This is a genomic window from Photorhabdus luminescens subsp. luminescens (genome assembly GCF_001083805.1).
In the GTDB taxonomy this organism is placed as follows: Bacteria; Pseudomonadota; Gammaproteobacteria; order Enterobacterales; family Enterobacteriaceae; genus Photorhabdus; species Photorhabdus luminescens.
In genome coordinates this window covers 26,396-51,701 of the sequence record NZ_JXSK01000013.1, presented here as the reverse complement: position 1 = coordinate 51,701, position 25,306 = coordinate 26,396, and the positions used below count along the sequence as shown (strand labels likewise).

20 protein-coding genes are annotated in these 25,306 nt (G+C 40.7%); 5 read left to right on the top strand and 15 right to left on the bottom strand.

Features of this window, described 5'->3' with window-relative positions:
* Positions 1-136: 136 nt before the first annotated feature.
* Complete coding sequence (nlpD, locus tag TI10_RS22200; RefSeq protein WP_049585536.1) at positions 137-1,114, top strand: murein hydrolase activator NlpD; 978 nt, start codon at positions 137-139, stop codon at positions 1,112-1,114.
* Between the two features lie 51 nt (positions 1,115-1,165).
* Positions 1,166-2,164: an RNA polymerase sigma factor RpoS gene (gene rpoS / locus TI10_RS22195; protein WP_049585535.1), complete on the top strand. Its 999-nt coding sequence runs from the start codon at positions 1,166-1,168 to the stop codon at positions 2,162-2,164.
* Positions 2,165-3,065: 901 nt separating this feature from the next.
* On the opposite strand, the gene miaE is transcribed toward rpoS, so the two are convergent.
* Together miaE and mutS are read right to left on the bottom strand one after the other, a co-directional pair.
* Positions 3,066-3,827: a tRNA isopentenyl-2-thiomethyl-A-37 hydroxylase MiaE gene (miaE, locus tag TI10_RS22190; RefSeq protein ID WP_049585534.1), complete on the bottom strand. Its 762-nt coding sequence runs from the start codon at positions 3,825-3,827 to the stop codon at positions 3,066-3,068.
* Positions 3,828-3,831: 4 nt separating this feature from the next.
* Positions 3,832-6,387, bottom strand: coding sequence for a DNA mismatch repair protein MutS (mutS, locus tag TI10_RS22185; RefSeq protein WP_049585533.1), 2,556 nt, complete (start codon positions 6,385-6,387; stop codon positions 3,832-3,834).
* A 134-nt stretch (positions 6,388-6,521) separates the two neighbouring features.
* Between mutS and TI10_RS24685 the strand changes: the two genes are divergently transcribed.
* Positions 6,522-6,749, top strand: a complete 228-nt coding sequence (locus TI10_RS24685) for a hypothetical protein (RefSeq protein ID WP_081348041.1) — start codon at positions 6,522-6,524, stop codon at positions 6,747-6,749.
* A 176-nt stretch (positions 6,750-6,925) separates the two neighbouring features.
* Here TI10_RS24685 and TI10_RS22175 read toward each other — a convergent pair whose 3' ends face one another.
* The 9 genes from TI10_RS22175 to TI10_RS22135 all read right to left on the bottom strand — a co-directional run bounded on the left by TI10_RS22175 (position 6,926) and on the right by TI10_RS22135 (position 20,033).
* Positions 6,926-7,243 carry a type II toxin-antitoxin system PemK/MazF family toxin gene (locus TI10_RS22175; RefSeq protein ID WP_074524912.1) on the bottom strand — a complete coding sequence of 106 codons (318 nt, stop codon included), beginning with the start codon at positions 7,241-7,243 and terminating at the stop codon, positions 6,926-6,928.
* Positions 7,244-7,622: 379 nt separating this feature from the next.
* Complete coding sequence (locus tag TI10_RS22170) at positions 7,623-8,753, bottom strand: membrane protein (RefSeq protein ID WP_049585530.1); 1,131 nt, start codon at positions 8,751-8,753, stop codon at positions 7,623-7,625.
* Positions 8,754-9,399: 646 nt separating this feature from the next.
* Entirely contained in the window at positions 9,400-10,515 is a 1,116-nt protein-coding gene (locus tag TI10_RS22165) for a DUF346 domain-containing protein (RefSeq protein ID WP_049585529.1), read from the bottom strand.
* Between the two features lie 491 nt (positions 10,516-11,006).
* A complete protein-coding gene (locus TI10_RS22160) occupies positions 11,007-12,122 on the bottom strand; it encodes a hypothetical protein (protein WP_049585528.1) in 1,116 nt (371 codons plus the stop codon).
* A 472-nt stretch (positions 12,123-12,594) separates the two neighbouring features.
* Positions 12,595-13,701 (bottom strand): membrane protein, encoded by a 1,107-nt coding sequence (locus TI10_RS22155; protein ID WP_049585527.1) that lies wholly within the window; start codon positions 13,699-13,701, stop codon positions 12,595-12,597.
* A 578-nt stretch (positions 13,702-14,279) separates the two neighbouring features.
* Complete coding sequence (locus TI10_RS22150; RefSeq protein ID WP_049585526.1) at positions 14,280-15,395, bottom strand: membrane protein; 1,116 nt, start codon at positions 15,393-15,395, stop codon at positions 14,280-14,282.
* A gap of 512 nt (positions 15,396-15,907) precedes the next feature.
* Positions 15,908-18,490, bottom strand: a complete 2,583-nt coding sequence (locus TI10_RS22145) for a TonB-dependent receptor (RefSeq protein ID WP_049585525.1) — start codon at positions 18,488-18,490, stop codon at positions 15,908-15,910.
* 86 nt (positions 18,491-18,576) lie between these two features.
* Positions 18,577-19,557 carry a FecR domain-containing protein gene (locus TI10_RS22140; RefSeq protein WP_049585523.1) on the bottom strand — a complete coding sequence of 327 codons (981 nt, stop codon included), beginning with the start codon at positions 19,555-19,557 and terminating at the stop codon, positions 18,577-18,579.
* A gap of 11 nt (positions 19,558-19,568) precedes the next feature.
* The gene (locus TI10_RS22135) at positions 19,569-20,033 is read right to left on the bottom strand and encodes a sigma-70 family RNA polymerase sigma factor (protein WP_244161694.1); all 465 of its coding nucleotides are present in this window, start codon (positions 20,031-20,033) and stop codon (positions 19,569-19,571) included.
* A 543-nt stretch (positions 20,034-20,576) separates the two neighbouring features.
* Between TI10_RS22135 and TI10_RS22130 the strand changes: the two genes are divergently transcribed.
* Entirely contained in the window at positions 20,577-21,608 is a 1,032-nt protein-coding gene (locus tag TI10_RS22130; protein WP_049585521.1) for a hypothetical protein, read from the top strand.
* Positions 21,609-22,033: 425 nt separating this feature from the next.
* Here the strand turns inward: TI10_RS22130 and TI10_RS26285 are convergent, their stop codons facing one another.
* The 4 genes from TI10_RS26285 to TI10_RS22120 all read right to left on the bottom strand — a co-directional run bounded on the left by TI10_RS26285 (position 22,034) and on the right by TI10_RS22120 (position 24,323).
* Positions 22,034-22,285 (bottom strand): hypothetical protein, encoded by a 252-nt coding sequence (locus tag TI10_RS26285; RefSeq protein ID WP_244161693.1) that lies wholly within the window; start codon positions 22,283-22,285, stop codon positions 22,034-22,036.
* A gap of 65 nt (positions 22,286-22,350) precedes the next feature.
* On the bottom strand, positions 22,351-23,121 hold the full coding sequence (locus tag TI10_RS26280; RefSeq protein WP_244161692.1) for an AAA family ATPase: 771 nt from the start codon (positions 23,119-23,121) through the stop codon (positions 22,351-22,353).
* Between the two features lie 47 nt (positions 23,122-23,168).
* Positions 23,169-23,288, bottom strand: a complete 120-nt coding sequence (locus tag TI10_RS26275; RefSeq protein WP_244161697.1) for an ATP-binding cassette domain-containing protein — start codon at positions 23,286-23,288, stop codon at positions 23,169-23,171.
* Between the two features lie 48 nt (positions 23,289-23,336).
* Positions 23,337-24,323: a reverse transcriptase domain-containing protein gene (locus tag TI10_RS22120; RefSeq protein WP_244161691.1), complete on the bottom strand. Its 987-nt coding sequence runs from the start codon at positions 24,321-24,323 to the stop codon at positions 23,337-23,339.
* 578 nt (positions 24,324-24,901) lie between these two features.
* Here TI10_RS22120 and TI10_RS22115 point away from each other — a divergent pair.
* Entirely contained in the window at positions 24,902-25,156 is a 255-nt protein-coding gene (locus TI10_RS22115; protein ID WP_049585519.1) for a hypothetical protein, read from the top strand.
* Positions 25,157-25,306 lie beyond the last annotated feature (150 nt).

Sequence of the window (25,306 nt, the reverse complement as noted above, 5' to 3'; positions counted from 1 at the left end):
TGGTTATATTTGCTTTAATAAGCGAAATTACTTTCGTTTTGGAATTTTTTTAGTTATGTATAACCTTTAGAAATTATTAACTTTTACGCTTATCTTTGCCGTTATGGGGGAAGGAAATATGAATTCGGGAAGCCCAATGAAAAAAATACAGCGGATTGTAACGTGTTTATTGATGGGAGCTTGGTTAGTCGGCTGTACAAATACGCCAACTCGTCCTGCGCCTATCACCAGTATTGATCAAAAACAAAGCAGAGGGAGTAGTCATCCAGTAATATATTCTGGCAATTCTGCTATATCTACGCCGATGCTATCTTCACCTTCATCAATGAGTGAGACTGATAGCAATTTGCAGGGGAAAATTGTTTATAACCGTGATTATGACAGTATTCCTAAGGGCAGCTATAACGGCAGCGCTTATACGGTCAGGCATGGTGATACTCTGTTTTATATCGCTTGGATCACAGGTAATGATTTTCGTGATCTTGCGAGCAAAAATAATATTTCAGAACCTTACAGTCTGACGGTGGGGCAGACTTTGAGGACCGGTAGTAGCGGGATGTTAACCACTTATAACCATAATCAAAAGCAAACAGCCCTGGTTGATTCTCAATCAACTAATGCGTATCCTGCAAATTCCGGGATACAAAAGAGTGTAAAAATGTTGCCACGGGCAACTACGTCAACAGTAAACAATACGTATTTAGAATCACCGACGACAACCGCGAGCAGTGGAAACAGTGTTGTTAGCAGTTGGATGTGGCCGGCTGAAGGTAAAATGATTGAGAGTTTCTCTGATACCCAAGGGGGTAACAAAGGGATTGATATCGCAGGTAGCAGGGGCCAGTCAGTATTTGCGACAGCAGGTGGTCGAGTTGTCTACGCCGGAAACGCCTTACGCGGATATGGAAATCTAATAATTATAAAACATAACGATGACTACCTGAGTGCCTATGCTCATAACGATACAATGCTAGTTCGTGAGCAACAGGACATCAAGGCGGGGCAAAAAATTGCCACTATGGGTAGCACGGGTACCAGTTCTGTAAGATTACACTTTGAAATTCGTTACAAGGGAAAATCCGTAAACCCGCTGCGTTATCTTCCGCAGCGATAAACTGGGCAGAATGCTGAATTCTGCCTGCATTATCATGGGTAGGGGCAGCTTATGAGCCAAAATACGCTGAAAGTTAACGAGTTGTATGATGATGCGGATTTAGATGAAAGTGGTATTGAAGCTGACGACTTCGATGAGAAATTATTGAAGAACGATGAGGATGATCTAACTGATTTTGAAAATGATTTAGATGTATTGCATGGCATGAGCCAGCGGGTTCTTGATGCGACACAGCTTTATCTCGGCGAGATTGGTTTTTCTCCTTTGCTGACAGCGGAAGAAGAAGTTTTTTTCGCAAGGCGGGCATTACGTGGCGATGTTCTGGCCCGCCAGAGAATGATCGAAAGTAACTTGCGATTGGTTGTCAAAATTTCCCGTCGTTACAGTAACAGAGGCTTAGCTCTTCTTGATTTGATTGAAGAAGGTAATCTTGGCCTTATCCGTGCTGTTGAAAAATTTGACCCGGAGCGCGGGTTCAGGTTTTCTACCTATGCAACATGGTGGATTCGGCAAACCATTGAACGGGCGATTATGAATCAAACCCGTACTATTCGGTTGCCAATCCACATTGTTAAAGAGCTCAACGTCTACTTGCGTACCGCAAGAGAACTTGCCCATAAATTGGATCATGAACCTAGCCCGGAAGAGATAGCAGAGCAACTGGATAGACCGGTTGATGATGTAAGCCGTATGTTGCGGTTAAATGAACGTATCATTTCGGTTGATACACCTATTAGCAGTGATTCTGATAAAGCGCTATTGGATGTTTTATCGGATGAGAATGAAACCGGGCCGGAGGGAACAACACAAGAAGACGATATGAAAAAGAGTATCGTCAAATGGCTGTTTGAGTTGAATTCGAAGCAACGTGAAGTATTAGCGCGTCGTTTTGGTCTTTTGGGATATGAAGCTGAAACGTTGGAAGATGTGGGTAAAGAGATCGGTTTGACAAGGGAAAGAGTGCGTCAGATCCAGGTCGAAGGTTTGCGACGTCTGAAAGATATTATGCAAACTCAAGGTTTGAATATTGAAGCGTTATTCCGTACTTAATTGTTGAATAGTTTGGCTACTTGGGTTCTGAAGAACTGTTATCCCTGTTTTTGCATTGTTGATGCTTGGTATTATCAGGTTCTTCAGTACCCTGTAGAATGACTCTAATTGTCTGAGATGATGATAATAAATTTCAATCAAATATTTTTGATACTTAAATTGCAGTGATGTGATGAACGCCCCTTTTTTAACTTCTTTCCTGATTCGCTTTGAGATTCCACATTCGATTAGTGGCAGTCCAGAGAAGGGGAGAATCCAGTCTAAGGGGTTACCGGCCAACTTGAGGTTGCCCTTCTTGAACCTAAACGATACGCCAATAAAATTAATCGAAAATAATTGATAATTGTGTCACAAGTCACTACTTTGATTACTATGCCAACTTAATGGTTTTAAAACAGCAATTATTTTCAATAAAATTGGTTGTATAATTAAAGAAAAATTTTTCAACAAAGGATGTGGAATGATATTTTTGTTATCACGACTAATTGATGCCATTGTTTTTTTTCTATTATCTATAACGGTTAGTTATTTCTTTATTTTAAATAAAAACATAAAAAAAGCATTAATATCATCGGTAGTAAGTGTTATTATTTTTATTTTAGTTGATATTTTTTCTCCGCTACTACTTTACTATTTTTTAAATCTATCTGAGTTTCTATATTATGTCGTGCATTAAATGCACGATAATAAATATCCGCTATTGTTTATCAATTAGCAGTTTGATTTTATTATCATATACATTTTTATCGATATTGAAATTTACAAGCTCTTTCCATGCTCCAGTTATATCATGGGGTCAGAATATTTTTCAAAATGGAAAAAAACCTCGTTATTTTAAACGAGGTTTATCATCGGTGTGAAAGGTGAGTATAAGCTCACCTTTTTCTAATCAATGTTACATTCAAATTACAGGGATGCCGCTATGGAATTTAAAATTGCTATCTGGATTTTGAATTAATTCAGCTTCAACACGGCCAAAATAGTTCACTCGCTCGGTAATATCTTCATTAGCAATAGATTGCGCTAGTGAAAGATAGTCTTGGTAATGACGCGCTTCAGAGCGCAGCAGCGAGATATAAAATTTACTCAGATCTTCATCCAGATGAGGAGCTAGTTTGGCAAAACGTTCACAAGAACGCGCTTCAATGTAAGCGCCGATAATCAGCTTATCTACCAGTGTATAAGGTTCATGGTTGGTAATGTGACTAAGCATACCTTTAGCATAACGGCTGGCAGTGATGCTTTCATAGCTGATATTGCGCTCATCCATGATCTCCAGCACCTGATAGAAGTGATGTAACTCTTCTTTAATCAGCAATACCATTTTATCAATCAGATCCTGGCTATAGGGTGAATTAGCTTTGGCGACGATCTGTTTGGTTACTTGGTTTTGGCCTTTTAGTGAATTGAGATCGCCAATCTTCTTGTAAGCAAAATCTTCATAAGGTTTAAACCATGCCAGAAGTGTATCCTCACTTCGCTGATCCACAGCATATTTGCGGATCAAAAACATCGCGCTCTGTGCTGCTTTGAGTTCACATAACAGATGATCCCGTAGAAGCACAGATAAATTTTCAGGCTGTTTTGCTTTATCTACCCACAAATCCGGGGTTTCACATTGCAAAAAACGGTATATTGGTTGTAAAAGGCTTTTGTCAAACACGTTCTTACACCATATCTTTTAATCGATAAATCCATTCTAATGCTTGACGCGGAGTCAGTGAATCTGGATTAAGATTTTCTAATGCTTCAACCGCCGGTGATGTTTCTTCTGTTAATAGCGCAAGCTGCGGTGTATCCACATGACTTGCCGTTGCATGATTGGATAGCGATTCCAGCTCTTTAAGTTTCTGGCGAGCTCGTTTGATCACTTCGCGTGGAACTCCAGCGAGAGAAGCCACTGCCAGCCCGTAACTCTTACTGGCTGCACCCTCTTGTACGCTGTGCATAAATGCGATGGTATCCCCATGCTCTACCGCATCCAGATGAATATTGACCACTCCTTCAAGTTTTTCCGGCAATGTGGTCAGTTCAAAATAGTGAGTGGCAAACAAGGTCATTGCTTTAATGCGGTTTGCCAGATTTTCTGCACATGCCCATGCCAGAGAAAGGCCATCGTAGGTTGATGTGCCTCTGCCAATCTCATCCATCAATACCAAACTTTGTTCTGTCGCATTATGCAAAATATTGGCGGTTTCGGTCATTTCGACCATGAAGGTTGAACGGCCGGATGCCAGATCATCGGAAGCGCCTACACGGGTAAATATACGATCAACCGGGCCGATAACAGCTTTTTCAGCCGGTACAAAGCTACCGATATAGGCCAGAAGTGTAATAAGCGCTGCCTGACGCATGTAGGTACTTTTACCGCCCATGTTTGGACCGGTAATAATCAGCAGGCGCCGCTGTGCAGATAAAGAGAGAGGGTTTGAGATAAATGGCTCACTCAGAACTTGCTCAACAACTGGATGGCGGCCACCGGTGATTTGAATTCCCGGTTTGTCACTCAATGTTGGGCAAATATAATTCAGGGTTTCTGCGCGTTCTGCCAGATTTGCCAATACATCAAGCTCAGCCAGTGCTTCGGCACTGGTTTGTAATTCGGCCAAATGAGGCAGTAATAGATCGAATAATTCTTCGTAGAGCGCTTTCTCTATTGCCAGAGATTTTCCTTTAGAGGTCAGAACCTTATCTTCATATTCTTTTAGCTCGGGGATGATATAACGCTCAGCATTTTTCAGTGTCTGACGACGGACATAATGAATCGGCACCAAATGGCTCTGCCCTCGGCTGACTTGGATATAGTAGCCATGAACACCATTAAAGCCGACTTTCAGAGTATCAATGCCCAGTTTTTCTCGTTCGCGGATTTCCAGTTGTTCCAAGTAGTTACTGGCGCCGTCAGCCAGTGTGCGCCACTCATCCAACTCGCTGTTATAACCCGGCGCGATTACGCCGCCATCCCGAACCAATACCGGAGGAGTTTCTACAATCGCTTTTTCAAGCAATTCCTGTAATTCGTCAAACCTGCCGATATTTTTCTGCAATTGCTTGATATAGGAGGAATCTGAGGAGTCCATAATTTGGTGGATATCCGGTAATTGCTGGAATGCATGGCGCATTCTTGCCAGATCCCTTGGACGAGCAGAGCGTAAAGCCAAACGAGCTAACACACGTTCGAGATCACCTACCTGTAGCAAAAATGGCTGCAACTCCAACCCAATTTCCTGCAAGGTAGCGATAGCTTGTTGACGGTTTTCTAATATCTGGCGGTCCCTGACAGGGGCATGCAACCAGCGTTTCAACATCCGGCTACCCATTGGGGTAACACACAGATCAAGAACAGAAGCGAGAGTATTATCTGTACTGCCAGACAGATTTTGTGTTAGTTCCAGATTACGGCGGGTTGCGGCATCCATAATAACCGTATCTTGCTGACGTTCCACCGTAATGCCACGGATATGCGGCAGCGCCGTGCGTTGAGTATCTTTGACGTATTGCAACAGGCAACCAGCGGCACGCAGAGCGAGTGCTGCTTTTTCCACACCAAAACCGACGAGATCACGGGTACCAAATTGCAGGTTCAATTGCTGTTTTGCGGTATCCAGCTCAAATTCCCATAAAGGGCGACGGCGCAGGCCATGAAGATTTTCAATCAGCGCCATATGCTCAAAACTTTCAGGATAGAGCAATTCAACAGGACGGCTACGTTGCAATTCAGCGGCTATCGTTTCCAACTCTGCCATTTCAGATATTTGGAAGCGGCCAGATGTTACATCCAGTGTGGCATAACCAAATCCTTGATTATCGTGCCAAATAGCCGCCAGCAGATTATCTTGCCGTTCCTGTAATAATGCTTCATCTGTCACGGTACCGGGAGTAACGATGCGAACAACTTTACGTTCAACCGGGCCTTTGCTGGCGGCAGGATCGCCAATTTGCTCACAGATAGCGACTGATTCGCCTAATTGAACCAGCTTAGCTAAATAGTTTTCTACTGCATGATGGGGCACACCTGCCATAGGGATGGGATTGCCGGCTGATTGACCTCGTTTGGTCAGGGAAATATCCAGCAATTTCGCCGCCTTTTTGGCATCGTCATAAAATAGCTCATAGAAATCCCCCATTCTGTAAAACAGCAGGATATCAGGATGCTGTGCTTTAAGACGGAGATATTGCTGCATCATGGGCGTGTGGGTGTCGAAAGTTTCTGTATTAATCATGCAGTGGTCTTAGTTAAGTTTGTGAATCAATTCTTTTGTTATGGTATCGCACCAAGCTTTAAACTTACACAAGTAAAATCTGGAAGCAATTCGCAAAATTAGTTGTAATTTTGGTCTGGTTAATTTGGTTCTGTGTGAAAGATAAAGCTGCGTTGCCGAAGTGGTTTAAAGAATTTCCCGATGTTGACTGGTTTTTGCTTTCTAATACTACAGCCGTAATTGCCTTGTTGGTAAAGAATTTCTTCGGTGACGATAGTGAGATTGTTGAGTTCGATATTGATGTCGCTGACGCCAGTATGACCAATGCAAAATCAAAGCAAGTGTCTCATTGGTTTTTGTCATTAGTTTTGCCAACAGCCTAAGTTCTTATGTACTAAGAGCTTTTTTTATGGAAATTTTTTGTTGAAATTATGGAGCGCTGAAATGGCAGAAGCCTAGCAATTAGCTAGGCTTTGCAGGTCCCTCAAGGGGAATAAATACTTTAGGCCTCTATGGGCAACAGTCATATTGTCAGCGATCTTACTGGAAAGATCAAGTGTTATGATTTTGATAACAATTGACTTGCATTTATGGCTTTAATTATTGCCAATTGAATTTTAGTGATAATTTCTCTGGGTAAAATTTGATTTAAATAACCTCTATCAGTTCTTGGCCTTTGTAGCCGTTGTCGGCTGACTTGTTGTACAAGATCCGCTTTTGCCCAACGTGTTATTTGTTCAAAATATTTCATATTTTCAATAACGTTTTTATCAATTACAACATGCATTCCACGTTGTAATTTATTTTGATCACATTTGCTTGATAGAGGAACAACTATACAGGCATTGCCATCTATTTTACCGTTTATACCCGTTATCTTTCAAGTTGCCTCTTTGTTGGCTGCACTCACTCACCCCGGTCACATAGTTCTCTATGCTCCCGGGGATTCGCTCCCTTGCCGTCGCGATGCATCTTGAAATCCATTGGGTATAAACCATTGCGGTTGAATGATGAAGATTAAGTGGGACAGTAATGACGGGTGAATTAATCAGTTGTAAATGTGTAGGTTGAGATATAGCTTTTTTTATAAAAATAATCCTTAAATGTTCGAATATTGATGATAAAAGAGCCTTGATACAGAATTTGGGTACAGCCCATTATCCCCCTATCTGGCCCGGTGAGACGCAATGGATATTTTCCTTTTGCACCGGGCCAGCAGCTCACGATCGCCTCGTGTGAAGCTAGCTTCTTTCTGATTACTTGATCACAGAAGCGTCGATCAAGGTGATACCGCCGATGAGAGCCCAGGCGGTCCACGATGATGTCGGTGATGAAGTGGTTTGCCAGAGGTGCCAGAGGGCTTTATCAAGACCAAGCACAAAGACCTCAATCCGGCCATCTGAATTCTTTGCTAGCGTTGGGGCGCTGGCGATAATGCCTGTGAATGAGGCCCAGTTAGACCACGGACCGTTATGAGAAATTTGCCTGGTGCGCCAGAGCGTGTTATCAGCGCCGCGTGCAAAGACCTCAAGCTGACCAGAGATATTCTTCACTGCCGCCGGGGCGCTAGTAATCACACCATCCAAACACTGCCAGTTTGACCACGAAACAGAATCTGAGCTGATCTGTGAGATGTGCCGGAGTGTGCTATCGGCACCGCGTGCAAAGACTTCGAGCCGACCATCGCAGTTGTCGATGACCACTGGATCGCTAGTGATTATGCCTTTTAGTGATTGCCAATTTGACCACTGATCCGTGTGGGCAGTCGTTTGCCAAATGTGCCATAGCGCGTTATCGGAGCCACGTGCAAAGACCTCAATCCGGCCATCGGCGTTGATATGTGCGGCAGGGTTACTGGTGAGTGTGCCGCCTAGAGATTTCCAGTTTGACCACGAATTGGTATGGGCTGCGGTTTGCCAGATGTGCCAGAGAGCGTTATCGGTGCCGCGTGCAAAGACCTCAAGTCGGCCGTCAGAGTTGATGCATACCTCTGGGTTACTGGTGATCGCTCCCTGTAGCGGCTGCCAGCTTGACCAAGTATTGCTATCAGCGGCGGTCTGCCAGTTGTGCCAGAGTGCATTGTCCGTACCACGCACGAATACTTCCAATCGGCCGTCCGAATTACGATGAACAGCGGGTTTGCTAGTTACTACTCCGTTAAATTTGCTCCAGCCGGCCCAAGAGGAGCTTGGCAGCGGTGTTGTTTGCCAGTTGTGCCATACTGCGCTGTCAGCGCTCACACCGAAAACTTCAAGTCGATTATCGGCGTTGTTTGCTACTGAGACAATTCCAGGTAATGCTATTGCAGAGCTCTCTATTCCTACTTCATCGGCAACATATACTTCGGTATTATCTGGATTTGGCGTTTTTATGGGCTCTTTTTTCATATATATATTCTCTTTAAAAATAATTTTTCGGACTAAAAATAATCACTTAATGGGAAGGTTATTGGGCTTTATATATTGATGTTTTTACTGGTCTCCTATTTTTTTAATGAAATAAATGGTGGATGTTTTTTTGTTAATGATTGAACTGTAAAATGTTAAATAAATATAGCCTCGTATTATGCGGTTACATATTTTTATATGTTGTTTTTATACGAAATTATTTAATTTAAATTAACTATTTTTTTATTTTAAAGTCCCAGTTGGTTCCTATTTTAAATATATTTTTCTATGTTTTTTAAATTTTATTTAAAATATTTTTTTGAATCATTATTAAAGCACACAATTCGTAATCTGGCTATTGATAAACACAGATCCTGATTTAATCATGTACCTAAAAAAGGTTATTCTGTTTGAAGTTGTTTTCCAGGCATATTCGACTAACAGTCTGTTTCAGATAGACAAAAATATGTTCTTATTATCAAAGATAATATGTAATTTAGAATTCGTACCGGGTTTATGTATCGAGTATCAGATTTTTATCAGCAAATTTTGTACCACTGGCCCGATGAAGCGCAGTGAATATTTTCCTTAGCGTATCGGGCCAGAAGGTGACGTTTGTCTTATGCAAAGCTGGATTCATTCCAGATTATTTGATTGCTGAAGCGTCGATTAATGAGCCATTGAGGGATACCCAAGCGGACCACGATGATGTGCCTTGCCTGGTGTTCCAGAGAGCGTTATCGGTGCCGCGAACAAAAATTTCAAGCCGACCATCGGCGTCTTTCACTGCCGTTGGTGCGCTGGTGATCGTGCCATTGAACGGGGCCCAATTAGACCACGGACCGGAATGGGAAGCCGTTTGCCAGATTTGGTAGAGTGTGTTATTAGCGCCGCGTGCAAAAACTTGAAGTCGTCCATCGGCGTTCTTTGCCACCGCAGGGGCACTGGTGAGCCAGCCATTTAACGAAGCCCAGCCAGACCACGGCCCGGAATGGGGAACGGTTTGCCAGATGTGGTAGAGTGCGTTATTGGTGCCGCGTGCAAAAACTTCAAGCCGACCATCAGCGGTGTCGATGACTACAGGATCGCTAGTGATGATGCCACCGAGTGAATCCCAATTTGACCACTGGTTGGAATGGGGAGCGGTTTGCCAGATGTGCCAGAGAGCGTTATCGGTACCACGCGCGAAGACTTCAAGCCGACCGTCGGAGTTGATATGAACTGCGGGGTTGCTGGTGATCGCGCCGTTCAAAGATTGCCAATTTGACCACGGACCGGAATGAGCGGCAGTTTGTGAGATGTGGTAGAGAGCGTTATCGGTGCCGCGCGCAAAGACTTCTAGCCGACCATCGGTGCTAACAGCTACCGCTGGGTTACTAGTAATTGTACCTCCTAAAGATTGCCAGTTTGACCAACCGGCATTGACGGCGGTTTGCCAGGTATGCCAGAGCGCATTATCGGTGCCGCGTGCGAATACTTCCAGTCGACCATCTGTATTGATATAAACGACAGGTTTGCTGGTTACGTTTCCGTTAAGTGAGATCCAGCCAGACCAGGAAGAGCCTGAATGTGGTTCTGTTTGCCGATTGTGCCACACAGCATTGTCAGTACCGACGCCGAAAACCTCAAGCCGACCATCAGCGGTGTTTACTACTGAGACAATTTCAGACAACGCGATTGTGCCGTTTTCGATGGCTACCTCATTTTCAACAGGTAGTTCGGTATTATCTGACTTTGGCATATTAATAGATTCTTGTTGCATATATATCCTCGTTAGAAATAATTTTTCAGATTGACTAAATAGTCATTTAATAAGTAAGGTGTTTAATTCTGTGAATTAATACTCTCATTTTTACTCTTTCTTCTTTGAAGAAATAATTAATGTTTTATTTTATGCTGATTAATGATCCGTTAAGTATTAAGTGGATGAGATGCTACATTATAAAGTCTCGTGTGTTTATATGTATTTTTGCATACAATTATTCAAAAATAATAAATGATAAATAAATTATTTCTTTGTTTTAAAGTTTCATTTTACTTATATTTGAAAAATATATTTTTATCATAAATAACGGGAGTTAGGTCGAGGGAATACCTGGCTTGTGTGTTGAATATTAGGTTAATTCCAGCAAACAAGGTACTACTGGCCTGATGCAGAGTAGTAAATGTTTTCTCTAATGCATCAGGCCAAAAAGTTATGTATGTCTTGTGCGGAGCTGAGCTTGACAGATTATTTCATTGTTTAAGCGTCGCTCAAGGTGCCCCAAGGGATGTCCAGCCAGACCATGAACTAGACCATGAACCGGATGCTACCTTCTGCCAGATGTGCCAAAGCGCTTTATCGGAGCCGCGAGCAAAGACTTCAAGACGACCATCGGCGTTAGCATATACGGCAGGGTCACTGGTAAGTACGTTCCCTAAATATTGCCAGTCTGACCAGCCGGAATTGGGCGCGGTTTGCCAGATGTGCCAGAGGGCGTTATGGATGTTATCGGCGCCGCGGGCAAAGACTTCAAGGCGACCATCGGCGTTGGCATATACGGCAGGGTTGCTAGTAATTGTGTTCTTTAAAGATTGCCAGTCTGACCAGCCGGAATTGGGAGCAGTTTGCCAGATGTGCCAGAGGGCGTTATCGGCGCCGCGGGCAAAGACTTCAAGGCGACCATCGGCGTTGGCATATACGGCAGGGTTGCTAGTAATTGTGTTCCCTAAAGATTGCCAGTCTGACCAGCCGGAATTGGGCGCGGTTTGCCAGATATGCCAGAGGGCGTTATCGGCGCCGCGGGCAAAGACTTCAAGACGACCATCGGCGTTAGCATATACGGCAGGGTTACTGGTAATTGTGTTCCCTAAAGATTGCCAGTCTGACCAGCCGGAATTAGGAGCGGTTTGCCAGATGTGCCAGAGCGCGTTATCAGCACCGCGGGCAAAGACTTCAAGACGACCATCGGCGTTAGCATATACGGCAGGGTCACTGGTAATTGTGCTCCCTAAAGATTGCCAGTCTGACCAACTGGAATTGGGCGCGGTTTGCCAGATGTGCCAGAGCGTGTTATCAGCACCGCGGGCAAAGACTTCAAGGCGACCATCGGCGTTAGCATATACGGCAGGGTTACTGGTAATGGTGTTCCCTAAAGATTGCCAGTTTGACCAATCGGAATTGGGAGCGGTTTGCCAGATGTGCCAGAGCGCGTTATCAGCACCGCGCACGAATACTTCCAATCGACCGTCCAAATTACGAGAAACAGCGGGTTTGTTAGTCACTGAGACAATGCTGGACATCGCGATAGATGAGTTTTCGATTAGCTCATTTATAACAGAAAGCTCGGCATTATCTGGCTTTGGTATATTAATAGATTCTTCTTGCATATATATCCTCGTTAGAAATGATTTTTCAGATTCACTAAGTATTTATTTAATAAACAAGATATTTAATTTGTTGAGTTAATATTCTCACTTTTATTTTTAGAGAAATAATGAATATTCTATTTGATACTGGTATATGAGCCATAAAGTGTCAAATAAGTGTGATGCTACATTATAAAGTCTCATGTGTTTATATATATTTTTACATACAACCATTCAAAAATAATAAACTATAAATAAATTGTTTCTCTATTTTAAGATTTCATTTTACTTATATTTGAAAAATATATTTTTATCATAAATAACGGGAGTTAGATGGAGTGAATATCTGGCTTGTATGTCGAATATTGGGTTAATTCCATCAAATCAGGTACTACTGGCCTGATGCAGCACTGTGAATGTTTTCTTTAATGCATCAGGCCAGAAAATTATGTGTGTCTTGTGCGAAGTTGATCCTACTAGATTATTTAACTGCTCAAGCATCAATTAAGGTGATGCCGAGGGATGCCCAAGCGGACCACGATAATGATGTAGTTTGCTGAATGTGCCAGAGTGCGCTATCGGAACTGCGTGCAAAAACTTCAAGCCGGCCGTCAGAATTCTTCGCTACCGTAGGGGCGCTGGTAATCACACCAGACAATGAGGTCCATTCAGACCATGAACCAGATGCTTCCGTCTGCCAGATATGCCAGAGAGCGTTATCGGGGCCGCGCGCAAAGACCTCAAGCCGGCCGTCGGCGTTGATATGTACCGCTGGGTCGCTGGTGATGACGCCAGACAGTGAGCGCCAGTTTGTCCAACCTTCATTAGGCGCGACTTGCCAGATGTGCCAGAGAGCGTTATCGGAGCCGCGTGCAAAAACTTCAAGCCGACCATCAGAGTTGCTGATCACCACCGGATTGCTAGTTATCACACCACTCAGTGACTGCCAATTTGTCCAAGGATAAATCTGAGAAGTCGTTTGCTTGATGTACCAGAGAGAGTAATCGTTGCTGCGCGCAAAGACCTCAAGCAGACCACTGGCGTTGATATATACCGCTGGATCACTGGTGAGCACGCCATTTAGTGATTGCCAACTAGACCACGGACCGGCATGGGGAGCGGTTTGCCAGATGTGCCAGAGAGCGTTATCGGAACTGCGAGCAAAGACCTCAAGCCGACCATCGGCGTTGACATATACCACTGGGTTACTAGTGATGATACCGCCTAAAGATTGCCAGCCTGACCAACCGGCGCCGGGGGCGGTCTGCCAGTTATGCCATAATGCATTGTCAGAACCACGGACGAATACTTCCAATCTGCCGTCTGAATTAATGTAAACGGCGGGTTTGCTGGTGGCTCCTTCATTCATCGAGCGCCAACCAGACCAGGAAGATTCGGTGTTTGGTTCTGTTTGCCAATTGTGCCACACAGCATTGTCGGTGCTCACACCGAAAATCTCAAGCCGACCATCGGCGTTGTTTGCTGCTGAGATAACTCCGGGTAGTGCGGTCCAAGAAATTTCGTTGGATATTTCTACTTTGTTTGCAACAGACGGCTCGGCATTATCTGGATCTGGTATATTAATAGGTTCTTTTTTCATATAGATATCCTTTTAAAGTAAATAGTCATTTAATAAGAAATATATTTAATTTAACATTAGTATTTTCGATTGCATCTTGTATAAATAACTTTCCAAAATGGTGCTACACCTTATCTACCAACAACCCTATGTATAACAATGAGTTGAATAAAACCATGTGTAGCGGAATTATGAAACCTTATTTATTCTTATTTATAGAATGAGTAAGTAATATTTTGTTTGACGTTAAATTATAATTCTTTAGTTATCATAAGAATGTGATTTTATATTATTCTGCTCTATATGTTGATATGTATTTTTAAATGCAAACGTATAAAAAACATTAATTATATATAAACTATTTTCTTATTTTAAAGTTTTATTTATTTTCTATTTTAAATCTGTTTTTTTCACGGTTATTTTATTTTTTATTCAAAATATCTGATGATCGTTATTAAAGTACACAATTCGTCATCTGGCTATTGGGATAACGCCAGCAAATGAGGTATTACTGGCCTGATGCAGAGTAGTGAATACTTTCTCTAATGCATCGGGCCAGAAAGTTACGCGTATATTGTGCGAATCTGGCTCCTTTTAAATTATTTGATCACGGAAGCGTCGATTAAGATGCCGCCAAGGGAGGTCCAAGCTGACCACGATGATGGGGTACGCCAGATGTGGTGGAGTCCGTTACCATTGTCACGTACAAAGACTTCAAGTTGACCATCAGAATTTTTCACGACTTCTGGGCCGCTGGAGAGTCCACCACCCAATCGCTCCCAGTTAGTGTGCCATGAACCGGAATGGGTATCATTTTGCCAGATGTGGTAGAGAGCGTTATCAGTGCCGCGTACAAAAACCTCAAGTCGGCCGTCGCAGTTCTTTGCTACCGCAGGGGCGCTGGTGATAATACCACCCAATGAAGCCCAGTTAGACCACTGACTGGAATAGGGGACGGTTTGCCAGATGTGGTAGAGAGCGTTATCAGTGCCGCGTACAAAAACCTCAAGCCGGCCATCGACGGTGCGGATGACCACAGGGTCACTATTGATGACGCCGCCTAAAGACTGCCAACTTGACCAATAACCGGTATGGGGAGCGGTTTGCCAGATGTGCCAGAGTGCATTGTCGGCGCCGCGGGCAAAAACCTCCAGCCGACCGTCAGAGTTGATATGGACTGCCGGGTTACTGGTGATCACTTGGCCCAGAGAATACCAGCTTGACCACGGATTGGAGTGGGGGGCGGTTTGCCAGATGTGCCAAAGTGTGTTGTCGGCGCCGCGGGCAAAGACTTCAAGCCGACCATCGGCGTTGACAGATACCACAGGATTACTGGTGAGCACGCCACCTAAAGATTGCCAGCCTGACCAACCGGCGCCGGGGGCGGTTTGCCAGTTATGCCATAGGGCGTTATCGGCGCCGCGTGCGAATACTTCCAATCGACCGTCTGTATTGATGTGAACGGCAGGTTTGCTGGTTGCCTTTAAGCCGAGTGAGGTCCAGCCGGTCCAGGAAGAGCCTGTATGTGTCGTTTGTCCATTGCTCCATACTGCATTATCAGTACTTACACCAAAAACTTCGAGTCGGCCATTATAGGTATTCGTCACTGGGACAATGCCGGACACCGCGATAGGTAAATTTTCGGCTTTTATCTCGTCTGTAACAGATAATTCGATATTATCTGGATTTGATGTATTAACTGGTTCTTTTTTCATATATATCCTCGTTAAAAATAATTTTTAGGTTAACCAAATAGTTATTCGATAAGAAAAAATTAATATTTTTGTTTATATCTTGATTGTTTTATTAAATAATGAATTATTAATGTCTTATTTGCAGTTAACTTATGGTTGTTAACTCATTGGGAAAAGTGATTATATATTATAAATCCCTACGTGCTGGTATATATTTTTACATACGGTCTTTTAAAAACAATTAATTACATATAAACTATTTCATTGTTTTAAAGTTTCATTTGAATTTCTGTTTTAAATATATTTTCCATGATTGTTTTAATTTCATTAAAAATACCTGATGGCATATTATATTTATGCGATAATTTAAACCAGCGCTGAGCTTTCATTGTTAAAATTATATTAACTCCGACGAAAGGAGATAATAATTTATATTGACATTCTGCTTTCGCTCTAATTACATTATTTGGCGGGAGAGTGGCATATCGTGGATATGCCACCAGTTTAACGAATGGATTTAAAAATAAATAGATTTAAAAATAAGTCGTCATTCCGGCCCGAAACGTTCTGCCCGGTGAAGGGATATAGCCGAGGCTGAGAGGCTGGATATAATATTTGTCGAACACATTATCTACACCAAACTCAAACTCGACATGCTTATTGATACGGGCAGTCAGAGAGATATCCGCCACGGTTGCAGGCCGCCAGATAATGGGTGCTAGCAGGGGAGCAGAACCTCGGCCCGGTTTTGCCGCTGGGACAGATCTTTGCCCATAATGAGAAACTCTGACGTTAGCAGATACATTGTCATTTAAAAATCGCTGTGTCAGATCGAGTGATACCGCATATTTAGGCGGAATGTGATTAGTCGCATAATCCGAAGGGAGGCTACGTGCGACACAACCTTCATTTTCCGTACAGAATCTCACTTTTGTGTAGTAATTCATTGATAAACGCGCATCAAAGTGATCGCTGTGGTAAGTGCTTGCTAATTCTAATCCGGCGAATTTCGCCTCTTTAATATTACTGATGTACATACTCCAGTAATCATCCATCCATGAGCGGCTGATATAGTCCTTTATCCGATTATCAAAGTAGGACATTGCGATATCGAAGCTATCATTTTGAGCAATAACATTCTGGAAGCGTGATGTCAGCCCGACTTCGATATTTTTTGAAATTTCAGGTTTTATATGGTCGTCAACACTCATCATGTAGCCGCGAATACCTTCAACCATTGATGGAAAACGTGGGGCATAGGCATATTTGGCATGCAGCGCTGTTTCATGATTAAGTTCAAGCTTAGTGCCTACCCAATAGCCATGAGCATGATCTCGCTTATTGTTTACTTTCCCAGAGGTGAGCTGTGGTAACCAAGAGCTACCCGGACGAACTGGACTGTCATCTTCGATCTGATAGGATTTGTAATCCCATCCGCCCATTAGGGTCAGACGGTCGGCAAGTATATAGTTCCCGTTCAGGAAAAAATGGCCTTCTTTACGCTCTCCTTCCCGATTAACGGCATATTCCCATTTACCCGCGCTTGGGCCAGTGCGTTCACGAATAAAGCTGGCGCCGTAGTTCAACTCAATATCTTGCATTGAAAGCGCAAATAATGAGGTGTTACTCAAATTCATCCCTACTGTACGCATGAATTTTTTATCACCGAGGGTATTATTTGCGGTTCGAGGGCGATCGTTAACCCGTGTTTGCCATACTCCGATATCCAAATTAATCCAGGGATTTGACGCAGGTTCCCATTTATAATTTAGGCTATGTCTGTTCATATTGAGCCGTGTCAGTGGCCCCTGTTCCAGAATCATAAATGTTTGGCTTAGGTTTGCCATATCCGCGACATAGGATTCTCCGTAGAGATTTTGATAATGGCTAATGATAGCGGAGATTTCATGACCATCGCCAAAACGAACTTTTCCTTTACCCAGTAATGACTGACTATCTTCAGAAGTATTTGGGACGGCATCTCCCATTGCATATAACGAATAACCTGCCATCTGTTCACTGAATTGTGGAATGTAGCAATCTTGTGGATCACTTTCACACAAATAGCCGGGCATGCCACGTTCCTTCGCGCCCGGTCCGTGTTTACCCGAATGGTAATTGCCCCGCTTGCGCTGAGAAGCGCCAAACAGCAATTCATAGGAAGGTTCGGCTATCGCGAAAACAATACTCCCGGTGCGATTCTTAGCGTCGAAAAGAGAAGTTTTTGATGGGGAAGCCCAATCATTGCGTTGATAATCGTCAGGATTGGAATGGTTGCTCAACAGACTTCCTTTCAGGCGCAGCCCTGCCTTTTGTCCATCAAGTAGGATATCACTGGCTTCAATGGTTTTTATCTCCACGGTGCCGCCAATGGCTCCCATACCACCTTTTCCTGTCGGGCCTTTACTGATATCTACCCGGCCAATGAAATCGGGATCAATAAAGGAACGGTTGGAGACACCTTGATAACCGCGGTAGAGCGCGGTTTGGTTAGATGCGCCATCAACGGTGGTTAAGACTCTGCCTTGTCCTTGCAGGCCCCGGATATTCACATCGAGACTGCCTGAACTACGCGCTTCGCCGGATAATACCCCCGGTGTTGTTTTGAAAATATCAACGGGATGGATCACACCGAATTTTTCAATATCTTTACCTTTGATGGTGGTACTGCCGAACCGCAATGGTTCATTACCTGCGTATCCGCGATTACCTGCTACCGTAAGGGGATTTAGTACGATTACACCTTTGTTGGTCATATTCTTTGTCATTTTTACCAAGGTATAACTGCCATCGGTACGTTGGGACAGTTGTAAATGACTGCCTGTGAGCAGTTGTACTAAACCTTGATGAGCAGTAAAACTGCCGTTTAATGAAGGCGCTGTTAGCCCGTTGGTTAAATTAGGATCGAAGGAGAGCGCTGTACCGGTTTGAGCTGCAAAGTGGGACAAAGCATTGCCTAATGAACCTGGTGGAATATGAACGGAATAGAGTGTATCTGCTGGTGTGGCGGCATACAGGGAACGTGCCGGTAGCAGTATTAATGGCAATAACAGTGCGACTAAGGACTTTTTCTGCCAACGTGGTTGTGAATCTTGGCAGTCAACATGATATGGCATAGTAAGTTCTCCATAACTTTTTAAGCTTCTTCTATTTCTATGCCGTATGAGATTGGAAAAAGTGTCAGTAAAAATGATTATTTTTATTAACCGGGCGAATAGAGGGTAATCCAATAGCGGGTCAGGCTGCGCATTGAGAGCGGATGGGTTTGTAATAGCATATGCAGCGCCAGATCCGTATCTCGTATGGGAAAAGCGCCAGAGACCCGCAAATTAGCGACTGCATCGTCACAACGAATGATACCGGAACGATAGCGGTTCAGTTCGTTAACTACCGTTGCCAGCGGCAGGTTATCAGCCACTATCATACCTTGTAGCCAGCTCAATGAAGTTACTGACCGGGGATGTTGTGGGGCAACGGCAAATTGAGTGAAATGGGTTGCTTCTCCAGCATAGAGTATGTGTGGCAAACCATTATCTGGCGTAATGCGAACCGCCCCTTCTACGATTTCCACCTGAGTGTGTGAGGCTTGTTGGCGGACGCTGAATTTTGTGCCCAATGCCACAATAACGCCTTGTTGGGTTTGTACCTTAAATGGTCGAGCCGGATGACGGTTATCTTTATGGGTTTCAATATAGATTTCCCCTAGCTTTAGACTAATAAGCCGTTGGGTATCGTTATAACGAACATCGGTTGAGCTTTGGGTATTTAGCGTCAGTTGACTGCTATCTGGCAGTGACCAGCGCTGAATTTGCCCCGTTTTGGTGTGATAATCGCCAGTGAGAAGCTGAAATTGATCAGATTGCCAGAAGAGTGATGATGCGCCAGCCGGTATTAACAACATGAGTATAAGCTTTCTGATGGCTTCTCGACGGGAAAGGGCTTGTTTGTTGTTTAACAGAGGTGAGGCGATATGCGGTGGCAAATGATGGATGCGTGCTAACAGACATTGTGCTCGCTCCCAGGCTTGAGCATGTTCTGGACTTTGCGCACACCAGGCGGCGCAGGCGTTCCGATCAGCTTCGCTGGCATGACTATCATGTAAAATGGTCAGCCATTCTGCGGCTTCGGCAAGTATCGTTTCAGAAGGTGTACTTGATGAGGAAGATGTATCAGTGGAAGCCATACCAATTCCTCTTATGCCATTGCTATCAGGCATTGATAAAAGCCTTGTTTCATATAACGTTTTACTGTGGACAGCGAAATATTCATCTGATTTGCAATATCTTCATACTTCATGCCTTCTATCTGGGAAAGTAAAAAGACAGTTTGCACTGGCGTGGGGAGTTGATTGAGCATGATATCAATTTCTTGAAGTGTTTCTAGGATAATAAGTTTTTGCTCTGGTGCGGGAATAAGCGGTTCGGGCAGACTGACGAGTAAATCCAGATAAGATTGTTCAAGTGAGCGGCGACGGTACCAGTTAACCATCAACCCCTTAGCAATGGTGACGATGTAGGCACGTGGCTCATTGAGTCGCTGTGGTAAAGGTGAACGAAGTAATTTAACAAAAGTATCTTGAGCCAAGTCTGCGGCAGTTTCATCGCAGTTAAGACGGTGCTTAAGCCAACGAAATAGCCAATCATGATTGTGGATGTACATGCACTGGATCTGTTGAGAGTCTGAAACATTAACGGTCATTTTCATGCCATGCTATCAATGTAAATGCAAATCATTATCATTTTGGTATATTACAGGTAATTGCTTTCCGTTACCAATGACTTTCTGTTACCAATAAATAGTGGTGGGAAGCGGCTGATCAAATGCATTTCTATTTACTATAAAGCAAATTAATGAATTAATTTGTAGTTTTGATCGTGATTGACAGGGATAAATTATAAGAACCTTAAACAGGGATTTAGGATTTAAATAATTTCGTATTGAATTTAATATTAAAAATATTTTCACAAGGAAAAATTTTTAATAATTTTAGGTTTAGGATAAAGTAATATGGTGTGGTGTTTATTGATGTGTGCCTAATATATCATGTAACTATCTTTTAATATTGATGTAATGTAGGAAGCTAGAATGACAAATCTGACGTTCAAAAATAGCAAAATCCAGATATATGGCTATAATAGAGGGTTATATATACAAGAATTGCGGTGGTTAATATATTAAAAGCTTAAATGAACGAGGGATAAGATGGAAGGTACTTTAATTATTTGTGTTGATTCGATTCTGAGATTTCGTTCAGATTACGATATGACAATCGCTGTACCGATGTTATCAGTTCAGGAACAGCTAGGGAAAAATGATCCGTTCTTTTTCCTGAAATATTTCAGAAATAAAGTCATAATAGAAAAAGGAGTGACAATATCAAATATATTTCTTGCGATAGAACCGTGGCAGGCTATGTTAAGCACTTGGCTGGAAATTGATATTGCCGCTTATATTGCAGAGATTAGAAAACCTTCGCAAGAAGAACCGATATTTGATTGGATCAGTATTCAGAGAATTACATCGGTTCATCGGGTATATCAGCGAAAAGATATGAAAGATAATGAAAAGTTGTCTGAGTATTTTAATCGTGAACATACGCCGACAAAATATTTTAATATTGAATCAGTTTGTATGGCATCGGGTTATAGAAAAGGAGATAAAGAGCATTACAGTATCAGTGAATATATCCACGAAATTAAAAACATTCCCGTTATTGCCAGTGACAGGCAAATATTAATTGGCTATGATGATAATAATACGGATATTTTGAATGATAAATGTTTTGGTATATATGATAATAGAAATATCAAATATATACAGGGAACAACCTCGTTCGCGTTTTATGAATTGATGGAAGCTATTTTTAATGATGGCTTATTCTACAATTCACCGCAAACAGCTTGCCATAGCTTAGAAATGATAAAAGAGATGCTGGAAATTATAGATCGCGGAAATATGAATCACGAAAAGGATAATAAAGAGTATATTAATCAACAAGAAAATAATAGTGGAAATATTAATGGAATTAATGATGATAGAGAATTAAATGTTGAAGTTTATGATGGTGCTTTTGATCCACTGATAGAGCATATAGAAACAGAGAGGGAATATTGGAATTATATAAAACTATTATGTCATTCGTATGGTCATTTACCGGTAAGAATTGGCACGATTAATGAAGCTAAAGTTCCTGAATATCGCTTTTATAACAATATTATTGATGATGAAAGTTAGCTTTTAAAGATTAGTTGTATATTATACGAAGGTATTTAATCATTATAGATAGCATAAACTTTTTTCTGTCGCAAGATTTGCAGTATCTGTTCAGTTTCGTATTCGTTTATAAATAATATGCGAGCGGTTCAATATAATATGGTGATGTTATGAATATTCTTCTTTTATGTTAAAAGGTTATAGCCTGGAGCAAAAAGGTAGATCTCATCATAAAAAATTAAATTTATGAATATAGATTTAGTTAGATTCGCACTTTTTACTCCAGATTTTTTAATGATAATATAGCGACTTTATATATCTGGTTAGGGATTACAGATACCTATACGTATAAATAGAAAATTGATGGATATCTATTTTAATGTCCATTTATGATATTGATGTTTTTATAAATGATTTTTATTATTTGGCTTTTAAAAAATCTATGATTATTTTTTAAAAATCTCACTCTCAAGTGGCATTTTTTTATCTAGATAATTAAATATGGTAGCCTTTGACCAGCCGTTATTATAGGTTTTTACAAGAGCTTTATATACTTTTTTTTCTAATTCTTTAGTAGCGGTAACTGTTACTCTTGGAATTGTTAGATCAGTTTGATAAGCAGAATAGATATCTTTTTCAATGCTTTGAAATGGAATACAATACACATTAGAATTCTTATAAACGTGCTTGATCGCCATCTAAAACACAAATTACATTTTCAGGTTTTGTTAGAAATTCTTCTTTTTCATTCCTTTTCATAAGATTAACAACGTTGGTGGCTCCTCCAATATATATTATTTATATTATAAAAATAAGAATTATTATTTCTGTCTATGATATATTCTAAGTAATCTTGCAAAGTTTCATCTTCAGTTAGAATATATTTATCCCAGCCTTTAAAGGCAAAAAGAGAGCTTTTAATGAAGTTATAAGATCTCTTTGATATCATGGTCTTATTGCCTTCTCTATACATATAATAAAGCTCATCATCATTAAGTGTTTTCATTAATGCCAAGGAATGGGTTGTAAAAATGATATTTAAATTATATTTATCGCAAAATTCTCTAAGTAAATTTACTAATTCTACTTGTGCTGAGGAATCTAAAGAAATATCAATTTCATCAATAATGATGTATTTTCTTTTAGATTCAATCATCCTATAAAGGTTGATGATGAAAAATTCTCCTGAACTAAAATAATCTTCCCGTATATAATATCCATTTTCGTTAAGTCGAAAGTAGTAATTATTTTGTTTAACTTTAAAAGATTTTAAGTTTTTATAGACATCAGTTTTATAAACTGAATTTAACATTTTAATAAGCTCACTGGGAACCTCATAGGTTTGAAAAGCTATGCACTTTCTTAAATCTGAGTCGATTTTACTTAATGTTGGAAAACTATTGAATCTATCCCCATAGGGAATCGGTAGTTCAACAAATATGTTAGATTTTACTTCTTCAGGAACAATTGATTTTGTATCAATAACTTTTAGGTTACTATTATAAATATAAGTTATGACATCATTATTTATCAAATATTCTATTCTGCTTTCTTGATTAAAGATATAACGTGATGATGTTTTTATGAATATATCGGCTGATTGTAAATTTTAATTGATTTTATAAATGTGGTTTTTCCAATACCATTTTTTCCTACAATACATGTAATTTTATTTTTTGTTAAATCTAATGAAAAACTCATTTCATTAATGTGTTGCACTTTTGAAATATTAATTGTAATGTTCATATCTTAGAATACATTCTTATGGAAAAACATATCGATTATAACATTGCCGTATTTTTTTCTGAGCTTGTTTAAATAACTTTTATCAATAGTATTTATATGATTAAGGTTTCCTGAAATCATCTCAATCCCTTTATCTATATCTTTACCAATAGCATCTTTGAATTTATCTTTATCGGTGATATAAAAGTAAATTAAATATTCAATTTTTTTCTTTATTTTTATATCAACAGTAACTTTTCCTGAAGGTAGCACAACCATACCAAGAAGTTTTACTTTATTTCCTTTATTAACGATCTTTGTTTTATATTTATTTAAAGAAAAATTACCATTATTCTCTTTGCTGAGGAAATTGGATACTGTTGTATAAATACTATGAATTATTTCTTTATTATCTGATGATATTATTATGTCATCAGAATATCTGGTGTAAATTAAGTTGTTTTCTGAACTATAATATTGGATGTTGTTATCAAATTTGTATAGACACGCATTGCTGAATGCTGGTGAGGTTGAAAAACCAATCGGTAATATATCATCGACAATTATAAAGTCCAATATTTTATCATAATATTCTTGTATATCAATAATAGGGATCGCTGAGGTGTTATCTTCTAACACTTCTCTTGCGAAATTTTTAGTGATGCTTGAGAAAAAATTATTAATGTCTGTGTTGAAAAACCATTTTTTATCAGAATGCTTTTTTACTGCTTCGTAAGTACTACTTCCTTTTCTATATGAATAAACTACCTCTTTATTAATGTTTAAATAGAAAAGAATAAAATCATTAATAAATTTGTGGTAGCTTTTAAGCTTAGTTGAAGGATGATAAATTATACGTCCGTTGTATTCTAATTTTTTATATTCACTTTTAATATTAAAGGATAAAAAATCATCTAATTTAGTCTTTTCATGAAATGCGATGCTGAAAATTGTTTCCAGTTTAAGTATTTTTTTACTCTTAGGAATAATGGGATTATCAGGAGTATTCACAAAAGGCTCGTTCTCTTTGAAATTTACTACCTGTACATACCCTTTTCAGGTTTATGAAGAAGGGCAGTACAAGAGTAACATTACATAAAGGCTCGTAGAGGCTAACATTGCTGACTGGAGATACTCCTAGTCGCTAGCATGGGTTAAATATAAGTCAATTCGAATAAAAAGGCAACTTTTTTAAATTTAGGGTTTGGAAAAAGAGATTATGTCCAAACTAATAAAGCTGGAGTTAGGAGTAATTGTTAACTTTGTGATTAATATTTATAGGAACACTAGTATAAAAATTGGGAGTTGTTTTAATATTTCTTAATAATTACAGAGCAATATTGTTGTTCTATTTCTATAAATATGGCTTGAGTGTTCGCATTTATGCTTAGGTAAATATCCTTAAATATATCGAACAAGTATATATTAGTCTAAGAGAGATTAATAATGCGGGTACAAAAAATCACTCTATCTATTTGAAATAGTAAGATGATTTTAAATCGCGCCATATTTGGTGGCACAAAAGTGGCGCGATTAATCTGAATTGCGCCATAATCGCGCCATATTTTTACTAGAATCTATTGTTCGCTATGAGTTTAATAACTGATATTTATGAGACCTTATGTGTTGCATCACAACCGATGTCTGTTTCGGATTTATTGGCGGAGCATCCCTCCGTTCCTGGAAGGACTGTTCAACGTTGGTTGGGGAAACTTGTTGAAGATAACAAAGTACAGATGTTGGGTGAAGGTCGAAGCCGCCGCTATGTTATCGCCACGGAGGAAATATCAGATCCGGTAGCGGATAGATCGGATAATTTCCCGAGCTATCTCAGATTCATTTAAGCAATTCTTCTTAGCGTGACACGTTAAAAGCATTGGTTATTGAGGAATTACGGCGATTGCATGAAGGTGTTTTAGCAAGGTATGGCCTCCGACCTGCGCAATTTGAAAAATGGCAGGGAAAACACCGATAGTCTTTGTATTCTCGCTATT

Bases quoted from the DNA above. Each gene is read 5' to 3' on its own strand.
- nlpD (WP_049585536.1), top strand. From the start codon at position 137: ATGAAAAAAATACAGCGGATTGTAACGTGTTTATTGATGGGAGCTTGG.
- rpoS (WP_049585535.1), top strand. From the start codon at position 1,166: ATGAGCCAAAATACGCTGAAAGTTAACGAGTTGTATGATGATGCGGAT.
- mutS (WP_049585533.1), bottom strand. From the start codon at position 6,387: ATGATTAATACAGAAACTTTCGACACCCACACGCCCATGATGCAGCAA.
- TI10_RS22170 (WP_049585530.1), bottom strand. From the start codon at position 8,753: ATGAAAAAAGAGCCCATAAAAACGCCAAATCCAGATAATACCGAAGTA.
- TI10_RS22165 (WP_049585529.1), bottom strand. From the start codon at position 10,515: ATGCAACAAGAATCTATTAATATGCCAAAGTCAGATAATACCGAACTA.
- TI10_RS22160 (WP_049585528.1), bottom strand. From the start codon at position 12,122: ATGCAAGAAGAATCTATTAATATACCAAAGCCAGATAATGCCGAGCTT.
- TI10_RS22155 (WP_049585527.1), bottom strand. From the start codon at position 13,701: ATGAAAAAAGAACCTATTAATATACCAGATCCAGATAATGCCGAGCCG.
- TI10_RS22150 (WP_049585526.1), bottom strand. From the start codon at position 15,395: ATGAAAAAAGAACCAGTTAATACATCAAATCCAGATAATATCGAATTA.
- TI10_RS22145 (WP_049585525.1), bottom strand. From the start codon at position 18,490: ATGCCATATCATGTTGACTGCCAAGATTCACAACCACGTTGGCAGAAA.
- TI10_RS22140 (WP_049585523.1), bottom strand. From the start codon at position 19,557: ATGGCTTCCACTGATACATCTTCCTCATCAAGTACACCTTCTGAAACG.
- TI10_RS22135 (WP_244161694.1), bottom strand. From the start codon at position 20,033: ATGTACATCCACAATCATGATTGGCTATTTCGTTGGCTTAAGCACCGT.
- TI10_RS22130 (WP_049585521.1), top strand. From the start codon at position 20,577: ATGGAAGGTACTTTAATTATTTGTGTTGATTCGATTCTGAGATTTCGT.
- TI10_RS26285 (WP_244161693.1), bottom strand. From the start codon at position 22,285: ATGGCGATCAAGCACGTTTATAAGAATTCTAATGTGTATTGTATTCCA.
- TI10_RS26275 (WP_244161697.1), bottom strand. From the start codon at position 23,288: ATGAGTTTTTCATTAGATTTAACAAAAAATAAAATTACATGTATTGTA.
- TI10_RS22115 (WP_049585519.1), top strand. From the start codon at position 24,902: ATGAGTTTAATAACTGATATTTATGAGACCTTATGTGTTGCATCACAA.